This window comes from Terriglobia bacterium (assembly GCA_020073495.1).
Lineage (GTDB): Bacteria > Acidobacteriota > Terriglobia > Terriglobales > Acidobacteriaceae > JAIQFD01.
Genome location: JAIQFD010000002.1, coordinates 543,844 through 561,947, shown reverse-complemented (window position 1 = coordinate 561,947; position 18,104 = coordinate 543,844). Strand labels below are relative to the sequence as shown.

General features: G+C 64.0%; 15 protein-coding genes and 1 tRNA gene. 7 read left to right on the top strand and 9 right to left on the bottom strand.

The features are described from left to right. The first annotated feature begins 1 nt into the window (after nt 1). The 6 genes from LAN37_06390 (at nt 2) to LAN37_06365 (ending at nt 7,249) form a co-directional block, all read left to right on the top strand. Nucleotides 2–1,711 carry a HAMP domain-containing protein gene (locus LAN37_06390; GenBank protein MBZ5646836.1) on the top strand — a complete coding sequence of 570 codons (1,710 nt, stop codon included), beginning with the start codon at nt 2–4 and terminating at the stop codon, nt 1,709–1,711. Nucleotides 1,712–1,716: 5 nt separating this feature from the next. Further along, nucleotides 1,717–3,090: a sigma-54 dependent transcriptional regulator gene (locus LAN37_06385; protein ID MBZ5646835.1), complete on the top strand. Its 1,374-nt coding sequence runs from the start codon at nt 1,717–1,719 to the stop codon at nt 3,088–3,090. Further along, entirely contained in the window at nt 3,087–3,644 is a 558-nt protein-coding gene (locus LAN37_06380) for an archaemetzincin family Zn-dependent metalloprotease (protein MBZ5646834.1), read from the top strand. The genes LAN37_06385 and LAN37_06380 overlap by 4 nt, the downstream gene beginning before the upstream one ends. A gap of 206 nt (nt 3,645–3,850) precedes the next feature. Continuing rightward, entirely contained in the window at nt 3,851–5,875 is a 2,025-nt protein-coding gene (locus LAN37_06375) for a protein kinase (protein MBZ5646833.1), read from the top strand. Next, entirely contained in the window at nt 5,872–7,158 is a 1,287-nt protein-coding gene (locus tag LAN37_06370; protein ID MBZ5646832.1) for a hypothetical protein, read from the top strand. Before LAN37_06375 ends, LAN37_06370 begins: the two co-directional genes overlap by 4 nt. Nucleotides 7,159–7,175: 17 nt before the next feature. Next, a tRNA-Gly gene (locus LAN37_06365) sits at nt 7,176–7,249 on the top strand. A gap of 32 nt (nt 7,250–7,281) precedes the next feature. Here LAN37_06365 and LAN37_06360 read toward each other — a convergent pair. From LAN37_06360 to LAN37_06335, 6 genes are all read right to left on the bottom strand, one after another. Beyond that, entirely contained in the window at nt 7,282–8,523 is a 1,242-nt protein-coding gene (locus tag LAN37_06360) for a cytochrome c3 family protein (GenBank protein ID MBZ5646831.1), read from the bottom strand. Next, on the bottom strand, nt 8,520–9,608 hold the full coding sequence (locus LAN37_06355; GenBank protein ID MBZ5646830.1) for a cytochrome bc complex cytochrome b subunit: 1,089 nt from the start codon (nt 9,606–9,608) through the stop codon (nt 8,520–8,522). Before LAN37_06355 ends, LAN37_06360 begins: the two co-directional genes overlap by 4 nt. Before the next feature lie 3 nt (nt 9,609–9,611). Continuing rightward, nucleotides 9,612–10,088, bottom strand: coding sequence for a Rieske 2Fe-2S domain-containing protein (locus tag LAN37_06350; GenBank protein ID MBZ5646829.1), 477 nt, complete (start codon nt 10,086–10,088; stop codon nt 9,612–9,614). Nucleotides 10,089–10,159: 71 nt separating this feature from the next. Further along, the gene (locus LAN37_06345; protein MBZ5646828.1) at nt 10,160–10,465 is read right to left on the bottom strand and encodes a hypothetical protein; all 306 of its coding nucleotides are present in this window, start codon (nt 10,463–10,465) and stop codon (nt 10,160–10,162) included. A 1,020-nt stretch (nt 10,466–11,485) separates the two neighbouring features. Continuing rightward, nucleotides 11,486–12,265, bottom strand: a complete 780-nt coding sequence (locus LAN37_06340; GenBank protein MBZ5646827.1) for a carboxypeptidase-like regulatory domain-containing protein — start codon at nt 12,263–12,265, stop codon at nt 11,486–11,488. A gap of 208 nt (nt 12,266–12,473) precedes the next feature. Next, nucleotides 12,474–12,689, bottom strand: coding sequence for a dodecin family protein (locus LAN37_06335; GenBank protein MBZ5646826.1), 216 nt, complete (start codon nt 12,687–12,689; stop codon nt 12,474–12,476). Between the two features lie 273 nt (nt 12,690–12,962). On the opposite strand from LAN37_06335, the gene LAN37_06330 reads away from it, so the two are divergent. Next, entirely contained in the window at nt 12,963–14,099 is a 1,137-nt protein-coding gene (locus LAN37_06330) for an energy transducer TonB (GenBank protein MBZ5646825.1), read from the top strand. On the opposite strand, the gene LAN37_06325 is transcribed toward LAN37_06330, so the two are convergent. The 3 genes from LAN37_06325 to LAN37_06315 are packed head-to-tail and all read right to left on the bottom strand — an operon-like array spanning nt 14,100 to nt 18,018. Further along, complete coding sequence (locus LAN37_06325) at nt 14,100–15,299, bottom strand: cytochrome c (GenBank protein MBZ5646824.1); 1,200 nt, start codon at nt 15,297–15,299, stop codon at nt 14,100–14,102. It abuts the gene before it with no gap. Then, entirely contained in the window at nt 15,296–16,666 is a 1,371-nt protein-coding gene (locus LAN37_06320; GenBank protein ID MBZ5646823.1) for a sigma-54 dependent transcriptional regulator, read from the bottom strand. The genes LAN37_06325 and LAN37_06320 overlap by 4 nt, the downstream gene beginning before the upstream one ends. Continuing rightward, nucleotides 16,663–18,018, bottom strand: coding sequence for a PAS domain S-box protein (locus LAN37_06315; protein ID MBZ5646822.1), 1,356 nt, complete (start codon nt 18,016–18,018; stop codon nt 16,663–16,665). Before LAN37_06315 ends, LAN37_06320 begins: the two co-directional genes overlap by 4 nt. Nucleotides 18,019–18,104: the final 86 nt, after the last annotated feature.

Sequence of the window (18,104 nt, the reverse complement as noted above, 5' to 3'; positions counted from 1 at the left end):
CGTGTCACCTCGCGACCCAACCCGTCTCCCCGCCGATCAGGAGAGCCCCAGCGCGTCTTCGGGCGCGCTGGGGGATCGGCGCTTCGGTCGGATCACCCACAGTCTTAGCGCCAAGCTGATTCTCGTTCTCCTGGTCGCCGGGGTGGCGATCTTTTCGCTTCTCGGATACCTCAATATCCGCCTGCACCGCAAGAACCTCGAGCAGGCGACACTGCTGAGCGCGGAACGCATCGGCGATGTCATCAAGCGCAGCACCGAGTACCACATGCTGCGCAACGACCGCGTCGCCGTCTACACCCAGATCCGCACTATGGGGACGGAGCCCGGCATCCTGCGCATTCGCATCTTCAACCAGGAAGGCCGCATCAGCTTTTCCACCGACGAGAAGGAAGTCAACAAGTACGTGGACAAGAGCGCCGAGGCCTGCTACGCCTGCCATGCCAGGGCGCAGCCGCTGGCGCGCCTCGACCGCCCGGACCGTTTCCGCATCTTCAAGCCCAACGGCGAGCGCGTCCTGGGCGTGATCACGCCCATCGAGAACAAGCCTTCCTGCTCCAACGCCGACTGCCATGCTCATCCGGCATCGCAGAAGATCCTCGGCGTACTCGACACCGACATGTCACTCAGCCGCGCCGACGCGCAGATCGCGCAGGACAGCCGGCTCATGGCCGGTTACACCCTGTTCGGGGTCGCCGTCATCGTGCTGCTGACAGGCGTGTTCGTGTGGAGGTTTGTGCACGTCCCAGTCAAAGTCCTGAAAGTCGGCACCGAGCGCCTGGCCAAAGGCCAGCTCGGCTACCAGATCTCCGTTCATTCCCGGGACGAACTGGGCGAACTGGCAGATTCGTTCAACGATATGAGCCGCCAGCTGCGCGAGGCCCGCGAAGAGGTCACCGCCTGGGCCCACACCCTCGAGGAACGTGTCGACGAGAAGACCCGGGAGCTGAAACGCGCCAACGATCATGCTCTCCAGGTGGAGAAGATGGCTTCCATCGGCAAGCTCGCCGCCATCGTCGCCCACGAGATCAACAATCCTCTGGCCGGCATCCTGACCTACTCCAAGTTGCTGCGCAAATGGGCCGGCCACACGCCGTGGAAGGAAGAGCGCCGTCTGGAAGTGTGCAGCGCCCTCGAGCTGATCGAGTCCGAAAGCCGCCGCTGCGGCGACATCGTGAAGAACCTCCTCACCTTCTCCCGTTTCGCGCCCATGAACCTGGAGTGGGTGGCGCTGAACCCGATCGTTGACCGCTGCATCCGCCTGGTACACCACCAGCTTGAGCTCGGCAACATCAGCCTCAACGCACAACTGGCGCCCGACCTGCCCAACGTGCAGTGCGACGCGGCGCAGCTCGAGCAGCTCGTGCTCGCGCTGGTGATGAACGCCATCGACGCCATGCCGCACGGTGGAAACTTGACCATCCGTACCCGTCTTGTCCCCGAGTGCGCCGAAGTCAAGCTCGCGGTGCAGGACGACGGCACCGGCCTCGCGCCGGAGGCCCGCGCCAATCTTTTCGAGCCCTTCTACACCACCAAGGACCGCGGCACGGGCCTCGGCCTGGCCATCAGCAAGGGCATCGTGGAGCGCCATCGGGGGCGCATTGAAGTCGAATCGGAACCGGGATGCGGCTCGACCTTCACGGTCACGCTCCCGCTGGACGGGGTCGTGGGGACCACGGCGAAAGCGGCCGAACCGGCCGCGGCAAAGAGGTGACCACCATGCTGGAGAAAGCCAAGATCCTGGTCGTGGACGACGAGACCATCGTCCACGAGTCACTCGGGCACTGGTTTCGCGACGAAGGCTACGACGTCGGTACCGCCGAAAGCGCACACGAGGCCCTCGCACGCCTCGCGGAGCGCCGCTGGGACGTCGCGCTGGTGGACATCAAGATGCCCGGCACCGATGGCATCGAGCTGCAGCGCCGCCTGCACGAGATCGATCCCGAGCTCATCGTCATCATCATGACCGGCTACGCTTCGGTCGAGACCGCCGTGCAGGCGCTGAAGAACGGCGCCTATGACTACGTCACCAAGCCCTTCGATCCCGACGACATCGCCCACGTGGTCAAGAATGCCCTCTCCCATCGCCACGCTGAGCGCGAGGCCGCGCGCCTCAAGGAGACCGTCGGCGAAGTCATGCGTCCGCCCGAGCTCATCGGCCAGTCCGCCGCCATGAAGAAGGTCTTCGACTCCATTGAGACCGTCGCCTCCACCGACGCCACCGTGCTCGTCACCGGCGACAGCGGCACCGGCAAGGAACTTGTCGCCCGCGCCATTCACGCCATGAGCCCGCGCCGCTACAACCCGCTGGTCGTCATTCACTGCGGCGCGCTCACCGAGACTCTGCTCGAGAGCGAGCTCTTCGGCCACGAGAAAGGCGCCTTCACCGGCGCCCAGTACCGCAAGAAAGGGAAGTTTGAGATCGCCGAAGGCGGCACCGTCTTCCTCGACGAGATCGGCGATATCTCGCTCAAGACGCAGACCGACCTGCTGCGTGTTCTGCAGGAGCGCGAGATCGTGCGCGTCGGGGGCAACCAGCCCATCAAGGTGGACTTCCGCTGCATCGCCGCTACCAACAAGGACCTCGAGAAACTGATCGAGGAAGGGAAGTTCCGGCCCGACCTCTTCTACCGGCTCAACGTCTTTCGCATTGAGATCCCGCCCCTGCGCGACCGCAAGGAGGACATCCCTCTGCTGGTGGACAACTTCATGCGCAAGTTCTCCGCCTCCATGAACAAGCGCGTGGCAAACGTAGCGCCCAGCGCCATGGCCCTGCTGCAGAACTATGACTGGCCCGGGAACGTCCGCGAGCTGGAGAACGCCGTCGAGCGCGCCATGGTCGTGGCATCCGAGCCCGAACTGCGCGAGCAGGACTTTACTCTCAAGCTCAAGCCGCAGGAGGCTGAGGGCGGCAAGACCCTCGAAGACATCGAGCGCCTGCACATCCTGCACGTCCTCGAGGAGTGCGGCGGTAACCAGACACGCGCCGCCGAGGTGCTCGATATCGACCGCGTCACTCTCTACAACAAGCTCAAGCGCTACGGCTGGAAACGGAATTCCGTTCCTGCGGCGGCCATCAACTCGCATCGATGAGCGCCATCCACCTGCTGCCGGTCGGTCCCACCGACGGTCCGCTGCTCGAACGCTTACGCCGCGGGCTCGAGGACAACCTGCGCGTCCCCTGCGTCATGGACCCGCAACGCCTGGATCCTGCCTCCGCCTTCCACGTCGAGCGCCAGCAGTACCATTCCACCCAGATCCTCGGGATGATGCCCGGCTTCCTCCAGAACGGTTGCTGGCGCATGCTCGGCGTGACCTCTCTCGACCTCTACATGCCCATCCTGACCTTTGTTTTCGGCGAAGCCCAGCTCACCGGACAGTGCTCCGTCGTTTCCTGGCGCCGCCTGGCCCAGGAGTTCTACGGCTTGCCGCCGGACGGGGAGCTGCTCGCCGACCGCTTGCTGAAGGAAGCTGTCCACGAGCTCGGCCACACCCTCGGCCTGACCCACTGCCAGGATTACGCCTGCGTGATGGCCGCCTCCCACTCCGTCGAATGGATCGACATCAAGGGCAGCTCTTTCTGCCCCGACTGTCGTGGCCACGCCGCCTCCGTCATTCCCGCCAGGCGCCTCTTCGGCATCTTCTAGCACGGATCTTCATACTGGCGTCATTCTGAGCGAGGCGCGCCCTCCCTTTTGCGCGCGCCGAGTCGCAGGGCCCCTATCCGCGTGGTTACTTTCGGTCTTCCAGCCCTGGGAAATCCGTGAATTCCGGCCCCGACTCGGTCTATCATTCGCTCAGAAGCGTTGCTTAGGGTTTTTGCGGCTCTCATACTCCGAGCCGGGGCGGGCTTGTGCGTTACTGCGACAAGTGCCATGCGACTTATCCGAATGATTTCACGGTCTGTCCCCGCGACCAGACCGCCCTGCGCATCACTTCCGAGTTCGTGCAGGGCATGCAGTTGCGCGGCAAGTACGAGATCCTGGACAAGATCGGATCCGGCGGCATGGCTTCCGTCTACAAAGCCCGCCACCTTGCCTTCAACGAGATCCGTGCCATCAAGGTGGTCAGCAGCCGCCTCATGGATGATGACCTCTTCCTCAAGCGTTTTAAGAACGAAGCCATCATCACCCGCAAGCTCCAGCACCCGAACGCGGTCCGCGTGGACGATCTCGACACCACCGACGACGGTCGCCCCTTCATCATCATGGAATTCGTCGCCGGCCGCGACCTGCGCGAGGTCATCGAGAAGGAAGGTCCGCTGCTCGTCCGCCGCGCCCTGAGGATCGGCAAGCAGATCCTGTCCGCGCTCAGTGCCGCGCACGCCCTCGGCATCACCCATCGCGACATCAAGCCGGACAACGTCCTGCTCATCTCCCAGCCCGACGGGACCGAGATCGCAAAGGTCCTCGATTTCGGCATCGCCAAGATCCGCGAAGGCTCGTTCGAATCCGGCTCCAGTTACAGCGCCACAAAGACCGGTGTGGTGGTTGGCACGCCGCAGTACCTCTCGCCCGAGCAGGCCATGGGCAAGCACGGCTCCGAGATCGACGGCCGCGCTGATATCTATTCGGTCGGCGTCGTCCTCTACGAGATGCTTACCGGCTGTCTGCCATTCGAGTCCGATACTCCCATGGGCATTCTCATCAAGCACATCCAGTCCGTGCCCAGGCCGGCCCATGAGCTGAAGCCCAGCCTCGAGATTCCCAAGCCCGTCTCCATGATTCTGATGAAGGCGATGCAGAAGGACCGCAACGACCGCTTCCAGTCCGCCGACGAGATGCTGGAGGCGCTCAACGCCCCCGAGCAATGGGCCGCCACCGCTCGCATCGGCTCGCAAAGCGCCACCGCGCGCGACGATGCCACCGCTGCCATCGGCTCCGATTTCCTGGCCAACCTCCGGATTGCGCCTTCCCGTGTTCCCACGCCGCCGCCCTCACACGTGCACGAGCCTCTTCCGCCCCTGGCGCCACCCCCACAGCCGCTTCGCGCCACGCCACCCGCCCCGGTTGTCAAGCCGCCCGCCCCACCGCCACCGCCGCCCGCAGCAGCGCCCGCATCGGCGGCTCCGAAACCGCCATTCCAGTACTCACCTCCCTCGTCCTCCGTCGAACCTGCACCGCCGCCGCACGTGACGGCGCCACCACCGCCGCCAGCCCGTCAGGCTTCGCGGCCGGCTCACGTTCCTCCTCCGCCCAGGCAGGAACGCAGGACGTGGCTGTGGGTGGGGCTGGCGGTGTTGTTGACCGCCGCCGTCATGGGCGGTGGGGGGTATTGGTACCTGCACACGCAGGTACCGGTCGCGCAGCCTTCTACGGCCGCTCCGGCTCCCTCTCCCTCCGACGCCAGCATCAAAGCGGATGTCAGCGCCGCCCTCGGCGCATCCCACGATTTTCAGCGCGTCGAGGTCGCAGTCCACGATGGGGTCGTCACTCTTTCGGGGTCGGTGACCACGCCTGCTCTTGCCGACCAGGCCGTGCGCCTCGCCTCCGCCCGGGCCGCCGTAAAAGAGGTGCGCAACCAGGTCAATTTCCCCCCCGTGGCGCCATCCGCCGGAGAGCAGGCGGCTGCGACTCCTTCTGCGCTTGAGGAAACGCCAAAGCCTGAGCCAAAGTCGAAGCCCAAGTCGGCCGCCGCTCGCGAGACCAGGGCGGAGCCGGCGACGCCTCGCGGTCCTACGCCGCAGCAGCGCCGCCATCTGCGCGAACTTCTTGCCGATGGTGAGCGCCTGGTCAACTCCGGCGCCTACGCCGCTGCCATCGACGCCTATAACCAGGCGCTCGAGATCGATTCCCACGATTCGGCCGCCCTGGCGGGCCTCCGCCGTGCCCAGCAGGCGAAGGCGACGGAAGAAGAGATTCTGAGGAAACGCAAATGAGGTATCGCCGTTGCGCCATCATTCTTGTATTCGTCCTGTTACTTTTCTCTGACTTGGCCGGCGCTCAGATCTTCGGAAAGCGCGGCCAGGCTGCTACGCCCTCCGGCAGCGACGCCGTCGAACTGGTGTCCGCGGGTGACCATCCGGTTTTTCGGTATCCGGTCGCTCATCAGCACGCCGCCAGCGGATGCGGCGGTTACCTGTATTTTTCGCGCGATACCATTCGCTATGAAGTTGTCCACCCCGAGAGCGATAAGGGTCATTCCTTCGAGTACAAGCGCAGCGATCTGACCGTTGCCGGCCAGTGGCGCTTCTGGGGACAGCCGATGGACGAGGCTGAGTTCAAGTTTCGCAACGGCACCACGTATCACTTCTTCCGCGTACGAAAGGCGTTCGTCGACGCCAGCACCAGCACCCGCCTCGGTTGGTCTGACGTCCTGCCTCACCAGGAGTTGGTGGATGCTGCCATGGATTTCGATGGCATCCTGGACAAGATCCAAGCTCGCGAGGCCCGACTCCATCCCGCCGCTCCGCCCGCTCCGCCGCCGGTCATCAGCATGCTCGACCCGGTCGGCGCCGAGGCTGGCAAGGCTCTCGACGTCGCCGCCGCACGCATCAGCCTGCGCGGCGTCGCTTCCCACGCCAGCGGCGTCGCCTCGGTCACGGTCAACAACTTCGTCGCCACTCTCAAGAGCCTCGCCCCCACCACGATGGAATTCAACGTCCCGGATTTTGCGGTGAATGCCGGCGCCAGCGCCATCGTGATCGTCGCCACCGCCACCGACAAGTCGCAGTCGCAGATGATCTTCACTCTCAACCGGCCCGATGTCCGCGTCCTCGATCCCGTACCCAACGCCGAGACCGACAGAGAGACGGTCAAAGTGCGGGGAATCGCGGCTGGCTTTCGCGCCATCGACCGCATCGAGGTGGCGGGCAGGCAGGCCACCTTCCACTCCAATCCGGCCGGCGAGGTCGAGTTTGAGGCCGACGCCGTTCCTCTCACCGTCGGCGCCAACACCCTCCAGGGCTTTGTAGTCGGCCGGGACGGCACACGCCTACCCTTCAAGCTCGATGTGAAACGCAATCCTCCGCCCGGGCCGCCCCCGCTCGCCCTCAGCGAGGTGGCGGACGCGCTACAGAAGGGTGTGCCGGCCGCCCGCGTGGCTTCACTGGTCAGCCAGTTCGGTGTGTCGTTCGCTCTGACCGATGACGCCGAAAAGCAGCTCCGCGCCGCCGGCGCCGACACCAATCTCCTGCTGGTGATCGCCAAGTCGAGGAAGTGATAATCTAAGAAGCGCGGGCGGGGTTGGTATAGTGGTCGTGCCCCGGCTTCCCAAGCCGGTGACACGGGTTCAATTCCCGTACCCCGCTCCATTTTTATTGCGGTGTCTTTTCCTGGAAGCCGATCAGTGCTGGGAGTTGCCCTGCTCAATCTGGTGGATGTAGAACGCCAGGGCGCCGACCGTCACCAGGATGGTAGCCAGCGAGACCAGCAGCCCCATGCGGCGATACTCGCGCTGCTGGAGCGCGGCCTCAGCGTCTTCGTGCGTTTTCTTGGCGGTCTTCAGGCCGGCGGCGATGTCCTCCTCGACGCGCGCTTCATTGAAGCTGTGCAGCGACACGCGCGCCTTGGTCAGCGAGTCGTTGGCCGCGACCAGCTCCATCTCCGCGTCGCTGACCTCCATGCCGGAGTGCGACGCGCGGTCCAGTAGCTCCTTGGATTCATTCACCGCCTTCGCCAGCCCCGCGAACTTCGTCGCGATCGATTCCGCCGTCTTGTAGCCGTTATCTCCCGCCGAATGGCAGTTGGTGCACACCGAGCTGGGTCCGGTGCCGACCATCGCATCGCTCGGATGGGTGATGCGGTGATTGCTGTGGCAGGTGATGCATCCGGCCAATCCCGCCGCCGCAAACGCCTTCTTGTGCGGACTCTTGTCGAAGAGCTGCGCCTGGAAGACGTGGCAGGTCGAGCAAACGTTCTCGACCGAGGCCAATCCCGGCGGCGCAGCGCCGTGGTTGCCGTGACACGTGGTGCAGGTGGGCGCGCTCAGGTCGCCGCCCTCGTGCATGGCTTTGTAGTGGACGCTGGCGCTGTACCCTGCGAACTGGTCATGCGGGATCTTGTAATCCTTCATGTACACGGCGTCGGCGTGGCAGCGCTTGCAGGTGGTGGCCACGTTCAGCGGATGCACGCTGGAGCGCGGGTCGGACGCCGGCCGGATATCGTGCACCGTGTGGCAGTCGGTGCAGACCGCGACCTTCTGGTCGCCCGTCGCCAGTTTTTTGCCGTGCACGCTGGTCTTGTACTGACTCAACTGGTCGGTGCGCAGCGACGGGTTGTATTGCCGCATCTTCGCGGCGTCACCGTGGCAACTCCCGCAGAGTTCCGGGACCTGCCGCCGTTCGATATGTCCCCGGAACCCTGCGGCGCGACTCATCGGATTCTCGTCGCTGGTTGCATCCCCACCGTGGCAACTCGTGCAAGTCAGGCCTTTTTCCGCGTGAATGTTGCTGGCGAATTCCGCCTGCGTCACCTTCAGCGGCGCGTCCATCTGGGAGTGGCAGTCCAGACAGACATTCTTGTCCGCCGCCGGGCTCGCGGCCACCAGCAGCAGCAGACATCCCATCAACGCCAGTGTGTTCTTCATTTCGCCACCCACCCGTACACCGTCATGGCCGCCATGTACGCCAGGGCGAAGATGCCCGCGCCGGTGATGTAGCGGTATCCGCGCGCCACTCGTTTCGGCTCCAGAAAGGGAAGCGCCAGCCACAGCGCGCCCGCCACCCCGAATCCCAGGATCCCCAGCAACTCGCCGTCGAATATCAGGATCTTCGAGGGGATCAGCTTCAGCGTCTGGAAGGTGAACAGGAAATACCACTCCGGCTTGATGCCCGCCGGCGCCGGGGCGAAGGGATCGGCCTTGGCGCCCAGCTCCCAGGGATAGATGGCAGCCAGCGCGGCCAGCGCGCCCAGTCCCACGTACCACGCCATTACTTCGCGCAGCAGGAAGTTGGGGAAGAACCTCATTTCCTTTTTCTGCTCCGGCCGGTACTTCCACTCTTCTTCCACCCGCGGCGGCACGCTCATGCCGAACTTCTGCACCAGGGCAACGTGCAGTCCCAGCAGCACCGTCGTGATTCCGGGCAGCACCGCGACGTGGAAGCCGAAGAAGCGGGTCAGGGTCGCGCCTGTGACGTCATCGCCCCCGCGCAGGAACACCAGGATCCAGTGCCCGATGACAGGGACCTGCCCCGCGACGTCGGTGCCCACCTTGGTGGCGAAGAACGCCAGCGTGTTCCACGGCAAGAGGTATCCGCTAAATCCGAAACCCAGGGCCAGGAACAGCAGCAGCACGCCCGAGACCCAGGTCAGCTCGCGCGGCTTGCGGTAGGCGCGCAGGAACAGCACGCTGAACATGTGGGCGAAGGCGGTGAAGACCATCAGGTTCGCCGACCAGGAATGGATGGACCGGATCAGCCACCCGAACTGCACCTGCGTTGAGATGTATTTCACGCTCTCGAACGCTTCGTTGGCGCTGGGCCGGTAGTAGAGCAGGAGCAGGATGCCGGTGCACACCTGCACTATGAAGAGGAACAACGTGATCCCGCCCAGGAAGTACCAATAGGAAAGACGGTGCAGCGGCACCATCTTGTGGCGCAGGGGGTAGATGAGATCTTCCCATCCGAAGCGCTGGTCGAGCCAGTCGCGTACGTAGGTTGCGGGGTTGCGCATGGTTCAGGCCCCTTGTTTGCGGCTCACGTAGATCTCGTTCCCCTTGACGTGTACCTCGTAAGCCTCCAGTGGGCGTGGCGGCGGCCCCGAGATGTTGCGCCCGTTCAGGTCGTACATGCCGTTGTGGCACGCGCACCACACCTGCTGCAGATCGTTGCGGTATTGCACGGTACAGCTCAGGTGGGTGCAGGTGGCCGACATGGCGCGGTACTCGCCCGACGCCGTGCGGATCAGCAATCCCGGACGGCTGCCGAAGCGGAAGATCCTGGCCGAGTTCGACTTCAGCTCGGCCACCGTGGCCGCAAGCACAGAGTCCGTGCCCAGGTCGGCGGAGGGCGGCGGCAATACGTACCGCAGCACGGGATAGACGAACGATACCAGGGAGGCGAACACGCCCCCACCCAGCAATACGTGGAGAAAACGCCTGCGTCCTTTGTCCCGTCCCTCATCTTGTTCGGCCGCTTTCGCCGCCACCACCATCGGGCAAGCCGGTTTCGTTGCCATACCCTCTTTCTTCCCGTGTTCGTCCGTACCCTGGTCCGCCATGGCGTTTACAGGATAAACCCACCCATGGCCGGAATCTCGCGCACGATCCCTACGGGAGCATTACGCCTGCCGACGTGCTCCAAGTGCAAGACGGGCATGGTCTCTTCTTTTTCCGCCCGGTTCGGCTCGGCGATGAGAAAATGTGCGGCGATCCCCGCTACCGTGACGGCCGCCCCCAGATACCACAGCAGCGGTCCGATGATCCAGATCGCCCATAACGGCAGCGCATCGTACGTGCCGAATACCATCGCTGCCCCCGCCATCAGCATCGTAACCCCACAGATCGCGACCCAATCGCTTGCCTTGAACATAGGCTTCTCCTCTGCCTCTACTCCGCGCGGAAGGCGGGCACTCTTATCAGGAGGTAATTAAGAGTTCGTTTGAGTGCGGGGGTATGAAGCCCGCCTTCCACTCACCATTTCCTCTGCACCTGGATCACCGAATCCAGATGTTGTGGAAATCGCTGTATCTGACGGCAAACAGGGATTGTACATACGAATGTCAAGAATGGCGCAGGGGCGGCTGTTGTCAGAAGATCAGGCGACTGTCAGAAAATCGGGCGGTGGGAGGCTTCCGGCGCGGCGACGATTCTTGGGACTGTGCCCAACTGTGGACGTAACTGGCGAGAAGGTCTGTTATCGCCAGTTGTGCTGGGTGTTGTGTCCTGCGCTGCACGGCAAGCTACTTCGATTTGTCCACATCACAGTGCGCAGCCACGAAGTGCAGATATATCTCAGATGCTTTTCGCAGGTCGCCTGAAATGGATATTGGTATGAATGCGGGGTGGTGGCCGCATACAAATTGTGGCTGGCCCAGTTGGTGCGAGATTGCAGCGTCTTTCGGCAGGTCTGCTTCGGATTCGAGGATAAGTATTTCGGGAGGATATTTCCCCAATGTTTCAAGGAGCTTTTGGAAGCCACTCTCATTAGTCGCGGCCATCACGCCTACGCCACTGTTCACGTGGGATTTCGTCATGGCGAATTGCAGGTCTACGCGCCTCAATTTTTCCGCGAACGTGGCCGAAGGGTCACGCCATACGTGAATGACGAGCGGCGCAGATTGCTTGCTGTCTCTGCATGAAACGCACAGACCGCACAGGATCATGGCAGCTAACAAGAGGCGTACGCGTGGCATAGCGAGTCAGATACTAATCCCTCGACGTTGCAGTATGGACGTGTCACGCAGGGAACACCATGTGAAACTTCCCCATGACTGGCCAGAATCTCCTTCTCACCAGTTACGGGGCCGGAACACTGGGTTTTGGGGTAACCGGTGATATGGTCTGTTATCGCCAATTGACTTTCGGGGTTGATGTGCAGCGCGGCGGGATTTCAGTATCCGCTAGGTTCGTGCGGCCTCGGCACCGTGCAAGCGGAGTCAATGATAGCGTCGAAGTACGCTGCTGCATCAGCGGAGACGCCCGAATAGCGCACGAGTTCACTTCCAATTACCATGTTTGCCGACCGCCATCGTGAGCCGTCTATGCTTGTTCCACGCGCGTCTATTCCCCAAGAAGCGCCGCCTATCCTTCTTTCAGAATACTCTGACGATTTAACGAGCCAGTCGTCAATCGGGTCGCCGTTGATACCGACATTGACGCCAGACCATATTTCCACCGATTCGTTTGTCCTTGCGAAACGAACCCGATAGAGGACGTAATCGATGTCAGTTGTCTTCTTAACGGTCGCGCCCTTGGGCAAGAATAACCTGACCGTATAGCCCAGCCCGTAGCTGCTGCGAGGCAGGAAGTCTCTTCTACGCGAAGACTTGCTGTTGTCACACTGGGGGATCCTCCACTCAGTGCGCTGTTCAGGCTCGAGAACGATACGAAGCACCGTCGTGCTGGCTGAGACTATACGGCTGGCAGGTCGAAACCCCTCGCCTCTGATGTAGATTACCTTGCCGGGGTCACCCAGCCGAAACGCGCCGTTTGCGTCTGTTCGCGTTTCTTCAGCTTTGAACGGACAACAGGTTTTCTTACTCCCATAGACCGTGACATTCGGGACTGCTCGGTCATTCTCGTCAACGACAATCCCCGTGATTTCTGCACTGGCGACAGTCGCTAACCCGACGAGTACGATGCAGAGGACGACTGACCAACGGAAGGCCATAGGTCACCTGTAGATCGTTATCAAACCGGCCTTGAGGGTCTCTCGAAGGGAAAGTCCACTCTCGAACAGGACTCAAGTTGTTTTGTTGATAAATCGCCTTAGCACAAGTGTGCGCTTTTCCTTCGCCTCCACCGGCCGTAAGTGTTGTGAAATCCTCATATCACCAGTTATGCAGGCGCCGACCTCCGTTGCCGCTTTGCCCGGGTCCTTACTTCTCGTCCTGATGGTACTTGAACGACACGCTCAACTTCGCTCGATACACCGGCTTGCCGTTCTCCAGGTGTATGTCGAATTGCTTGACCTCGGCCACCCTCAGATCACGCAAGGTCTTGGACGCCGTCTTCAGAGCTACAGTTGCCGCCCGCTCCCAGGACTGCGTGCTGGTGCCGACAATGTCCACCACTTTGTAAACGCTATCCGCCATGTTGCTCTCCTTTCAGCCTCTCCGCGAAATCGGCGCGACACCGGACCCCTTAGCCGCTGGCAGGGGAACAAAATACGCGCCTGCAACCGTGTCCGCCGTGACATGCGTCACGGCCTTCGGCGTCACACTCTACCAGAGGCGCCCTGCTCTGGGATAACCGAAGCGTGTCCCTGAGAAAGTCGTGCCCGTCACGCAACTACCCGGGAGAAAACGGGTATTGTATGAGAGCGTAATTCCGCCGCTCGCGGGGGGCTTATGAGGATCGGGTCGTTTGTGTCTGACGTGGCAAGGACCATCGCTGCGCTGGCGATTTTCACGGTAATATCCGCCGGCGCCCAGCAGAAGACGAGCCTGCTGTCGTCGGTCGCTCCCATCCCTGCCGACCCCCTGGAGCTGGCCACGGGGCAAGGCAAAGTTCTGGACACGGCACAGGATCGCGCCTCGGTACTGGCTCTGCTGGACCGAGCGCAACAGAACGCGACCCTGCAAGCTCCGGCGGCGGCCCCGTTCACGTTGAAAACGTCGTTCGAAGCCGCAGGCGCACTCGCCAACGTCGGGCCAGGCGAGATGACCGATGTTTGGCTCTCTCCCAGCCGCTGGGGTTGGAGCGCACAGTTAGGCGGCTATTCTCAGCAGCGCGTTCTGGCCGATGGCCGCATCCACGACCATCGTGTCGGGACCTTTGTCCCCATGCGGTTACAGATGGTGCGCGCGGCCCTGTTTTGGCCCATCAACTTCAATCCCCGGGCCATGATGCGCATTGCCTCCGGAAAGATCGGCGATACCGACCTGCTCTGCGCCCTGTTTTCCGGGCGGATGAACGACACGGCAGCCATGTCCGCGGAGCCGGGACGCCGCTGGGTGGAGACCGAGTATTGCGCCGATCCTAAGACCGGACTGCTGCGGGTGTATTCCGAAGCGCCGGGCATCTACGTGGTGTACGACTATCAGGGCGCCATGAACTTTCACGGCCGTATCGTTCCCCGCAACATCGCCATCACCGAGGCAGGCGCTGTGGCCCTGAGCATCCGGGTGGAGAGCATCACCGATCCGGCCGAAGCGGAGGTCGCGCTCCTGCAGCATTCGCCGCTGTTGCAGGCCATCGGTCCGCAACCGGCGCTGTCGTATCCCATGCGATTCCCCCAGGCGGCCGCGCCACCCGAGGGATTCAGGGGAGAAGTGCATCCCATCATCGTCCACGCCACCGTCGGCCCGGAGGGACAAGTGCTGGAAGAAGAAGCCTTGCAGACCTCCGATCCGGTCCTGACCCAGGCGGCGCTGGACTTGGTGCGCCGATCCACCTATCCCCCGTCCAGTACTTTCCGGAGCGCCGCGGGATGGCAGCGCGAATACTTCATCAATGTCAGGTTCACGGCGCCTTCGGATGCGTCCATGCCGCGGCGCCGGTAATCAGTGCGCCTTTTCCAACGGCGTATTCAGGAACGCCAGCAGGTCTCCCACATCCGACGGCAGCAGGGATGGCCAGGGCTGGCCCTGGGCGCGGGTCTGGGCGTACATGCGCGCCCCGTGGTGCCACAGCGAGGCGGCTAGACGGACCGAGGTGTAGGTCTGGCCGCGTCCGCGCAATTGCGGGCCGGCGCGCGTCCCTTCAGCGCTCTTGCCGTGACACTGCGCGCAGCCGCGCCATGCGAAGACGCTCCCTCCCACCTGCGGCGATCCCGACGGCTCCAGGTAATGCAGGCTGTAGAGGAACACGGTGACGTCGGCCATCTCGCCCTCGCCGAAGATCGGCGGCTTGGCGCCCTTGGCCGCGATGGCGTGTTGCATGGTGGGGAAGTGGTTCAGCATGGAGGCCGCAAACTGCGAGTAGGTGGGCGGCAGGTCGCGGCTGGGTCCGAAGTCGGCGGCCACGTGCTCCGAGCCCCGCGAGATGCCGTGGCACTCGATGCAGCCCTTCTCTTGGAAGACGCGCCACCCGCGGTCGGGATCGGCGGTGGCGATGGAGCGGTGCGAGTCGCGCGCATCCCTGCGCACGTAGGCGAACAGGTCGCGCAGGTCATTGCCCTCGAACCGCGGCCAGGTGATGCCGATCTCCTTCATGTGGCTCTGCATCACCGAGGCGTGGTTCCAAAGCTTCTGCGTCCAGATCACGAGATCGTCGGTGCTGGCCAATTGCAACACCGTCGGCGCTTTTCCTCCGGCGACGCCGTGGCAGCGGTTGCACTGACGGACCTGGAACAGCTTGGCGCCGCGCTCAGAATCGCCCGGCTCGTCCATCAGCCGCGACAGGCACAGGTAGGCCACCAGTTGTCCCGCCTCGTCGTAGGTCAGGTCGGGATACTCTACGTGCTTCGCCGACATCGCCTCGAACATGCGCGGCGCGTGGTTCCACATGGCCGTGACCAGCGCCGGCAGCGCCTGCGACGATGGGTTCTGCGCCTCCGACTCGGCTCCCAGCACGCTGGCCTCGTGACATTGCACGCAGCCCTTGGCGCGGAACACGGCATTGCCCTCGACGGGACGGGACGAGACGTTGGTTGCGCCGCGGCGCTGCGTGGTCTCGTAGGCTCGCCGGATGGCGACCGTGAACGCGCCCACCGCCACCACCGACACCACCATCCACATCGCGAGTTGGCGAGGCGCGCTCATGGTGTCCCCACCGCGATGTTCAGGTCGCGCAGCTTGCGGTACAGCGTGTCCCGCGAGATCCCCAGCCGCGCCGCCGCCTTGGTGCGGTTCCCCTGGCACAGACGGATGGCGCGTTCGATGGCGATCTTCTCCATCTCCTCCAGCGTCATCGGCTGCTCCATCCATCCCGCCTGCGCCGGGCCGTTGGCATGGAACAGCGGGCGGACGTCGCGCTCGGTGATGGTCTGGGGGTCTTCCTTCGAGACCGCCGCGACGCTCTCCAGGATGTTCTCCAGCTCGCGCACATTTCCGGGGAACGAATATCCGAGCAGCGCCTCGGTTGCAGCCGGGTTCAGCGTGACTTGCCGCTCGTATCGTTCCGAGATGCGCGTCGCGATCCACTGCGCCAGTACCAGGACGTCCTCCCGCCGCGTGCGCAGCGGCGGCACCTCCAGCACCACGGTCGCGACCCGGAAGTACAGGTCTTCGCGCAGATACTCCGCGCGCAGCGCCGTGAGCGGCTTGTTGGTGGCCGCGACCACGCGCACGTCCATCGGCACCGCCACCGTCCCGCCCACCGGCCGCGCCTCGTGTTCCTGCAGCACCCGCAGCAGCTTTACCTGCGCTTCCTTGGGCATCTCCGCGATCTCGTCCAGGAAGACGGTGCCGCGCGCCGCCGCGGCAAAGACCCCCGGCATGTCGCTGTAGGCTCCGGTGTAGGCCCCCTTGCGCACGCCAAACAGTTCGCTCTCGATCAAATCCTTGGGCAGCGCCCCGCAGTTGACCGCCAGGAACGGCCCCGAGGCGCGTCGGCTGGCGCGATGGATGGCGCGCGCCAGCTTCTCCTTCCCGGTCCCGGTCTCGCCCACGATGAGCACCGTGGCGTCGCTGTCGGCGGCCGCCCGTGCCCGGTCCACCACCTGCTGCATGCCCCGGGAAACGTACACCAGCTCCTGGAACGGGTCGCTGACCTGCTTCAGGTCCGCTTCCAGCTCGGCCACGCGATGCCGCAGCCGGTGCAGCTCCATCAGCCGCCCGATCTTCTTCTGCACCGCCTCGCGGTCGAAGGGCTTGGTGAGGTAATCCTCGGCCCCGCGCTTGATGGCGTCCACCGCCGTCTCGATGGTGCCGAAGCCGGTCATGATGATCACCGGCAGAGTACGGTTGCGGCGGTGCAACTCCTCCATCAGCGCCATGCCGTCACATTGCGGCATGATCAGGTCCACCAGCGCCATGGCCAGCGGCGGGTTCTCCTCGTGGACCGCCAGGGCGTCGCCGGCCGAGTTGGCGGTTGCCACCGTGTACCCTTCGCCCACCAGCAGGTCGCGCAACGTTTCCGCCAGCTCGCGGTCGTCGTCCACCACCAGGATCTCGATCTCGCGCTTCATGACGCCACCACCGCCGCGGTAGCGGTTATCGCCGGAAGTTCCACGATCGCCCGTGTGCCTTTGCCGCTGCCGCTTTCCAGCCGGATGCTGCCGCCGTGTTGCGACACGATGTTCTTGGCGATCGCCAGACCCAGCCCCGTCCCTTTGCCCACGGGCTTGGTCGTGTAGAAAGGCTCGAAGATCCGCGCCAGGGCTTCGGGCGGGATGCCGCATCCGTCGTCCGTGATGGTGATCTCCACGTTCCCCTCGGCCGCCGCTTGCGCCGTGATGCGGATGTTGCCGCCGGTCGCCACCGCGTCGGCCGCGTTGCTCAGCAGGATCAGCAGCAGGGTTTCAAGCTCGTTGCGGTCGCCCAGCACCTTCTGTTCCGCGATGCCGTCGAATTCGCAGCTCAGGTGCACGAGCTTGGCCTCCAGCGTCGGCCCCACGAAGCCCAGCACGCCCTCGATCACCGCGCGCACCGCTTCCGGTTCCTTCTTTGCCGCCGGACGCCGCGCGAAATCCAGCAGGCGCCGTACGAACTGCTGGCAGAAGCGCAGGCTGCCCTCCAGCCGCTCCAGCTCGGAGGCGGTGGGGGGTTCCTGCATGCGCGCGCGCATCATCTGCACCCGCAGCAGCATGGCCGCCAGAGGCGTGTTCAAGTGGTGCGCCGTCCCCGCCGCCATCTGTCCCATGCTGGTCAGCTTCTCGAATTCGATCAGCCGCTCGCGCAGACGCACCCGTTCGCGGATGTCCGCCGCCACCTCCAGATAAAACAGCTCGCCGCCTTCGTTGAAGGGAAGCAGGCTGAGCTGCACCTGAATGGTCTGGCCGGAGGCGTCCAGCCGCTCGCTCTCGTGGTCGAGGACGGCTTCTCCGCGGCTGACCCGCGACATCAGCTCGCCCAGTTCGGCCCTGCGCTGCAGAGGCACCGTCGGCAGCGGCAATTGCAGGACGAGTTCGCGCTCGTAGCCGTACAACCGCTCCGCCGACGCGTTCCACTCCAGCACTCGCAGGTCGGCGCCGAACAGCGCCACCGCTCCAGGCGAGACGTTGAGCAGCCCGCGATACCGCTCCCGCGAGCGCCGCAATTCTTCCTCCGCCGCGCGCCGCTCGCGCAGCACGAACCACGCCGCCCACACCGCCAGCAGGATCGATGACGCGATCCCGCGGCTGATATAGAGGTAGTGCATCGAGACGTAGTCCAGGTCGCGGAAGAACCGGTTCTCCACCAGCTCCCAGAAGGCGAAGACCAGCGCCACCAGGCTCACCGTGGACAGCATGAGCGTGGCCCAGAACCATCCCCGGGAGGGGGAGACTTGTTTCATCGGCGCCTCGCGCGGCCCCGGCCGCGCCAGCTTCAGGGATACCATCCGCGGCTCACAAGGGTCTGTGATTAGGGTCACAAGGGAGTGTGCACCGCCGCACGCGAACAAGAGCTGCCGCCACGCCCCAAATC

Excerpts from the sequence above, each read along its gene's own strand:
- LAN37_06320 (MBZ5646823.1), bottom strand. The coding sequence starts at position 16,666 with ATGAAGCGCGAGATCGAGATCCTGGTGGTGGACGACGACCGCGAGCTG.
- LAN37_06340 (MBZ5646827.1), bottom strand. The coding sequence starts at position 12,265 with ATGGCCTTCCGTTGGTCAGTCGTCCTCTGCATCGTACTCGTCGGGTTA.
- LAN37_06350 (MBZ5646829.1), bottom strand. The coding sequence starts at position 10,088 with ATGGTGGTGGCGGCGAAAGCGGCCGAACAAGATGAGGGACGGGACAAA.
- LAN37_06355 (MBZ5646830.1), bottom strand. The coding sequence starts at position 9,608 with ATGCGCAACCCCGCAACCTACGTACGCGACTGGCTCGACCAGCGCTTC.
- LAN37_06345 (MBZ5646828.1), bottom strand. The coding sequence starts at position 10,465 with ATGTTCAAGGCAAGCGATTGGGTCGCGATCTGTGGGGTTACGATGCTG.
- LAN37_06385 (MBZ5646835.1), top strand. The coding sequence starts at position 1,717 with ATGCTGGAGAAAGCCAAGATCCTGGTCGTGGACGACGAGACCATCGTC.
- LAN37_06325 (MBZ5646824.1), bottom strand. The coding sequence starts at position 15,299 with ATGAGCGCGCCTCGCCAACTCGCGATGTGGATGGTGGTGTCGGTGGTG.
- LAN37_06335 (MBZ5646826.1), bottom strand. The coding sequence starts at position 12,689 with ATGGCGGATAGCGTTTACAAAGTGGTGGACATTGTCGGCACCAGCACG.
- LAN37_06315 (MBZ5646822.1), bottom strand. The coding sequence starts at position 18,018 with ATGGTATCCCTGAAGCTGGCGCGGCCGGGGCCGCGCGAGGCGCCGATG.
- LAN37_06370 (MBZ5646832.1), top strand. The coding sequence starts at position 5,872 with ATGAGGTATCGCCGTTGCGCCATCATTCTTGTATTCGTCCTGTTACTT.
- LAN37_06360 (MBZ5646831.1), bottom strand. The coding sequence starts at position 8,523 with ATGAAGAACACACTGGCGTTGATGGGATGTCTGCTGCTGCTGGTGGCC.
- LAN37_06380 (MBZ5646834.1), top strand. The coding sequence starts at position 3,087 with ATGAGCGCCATCCACCTGCTGCCGGTCGGTCCCACCGACGGTCCGCTG.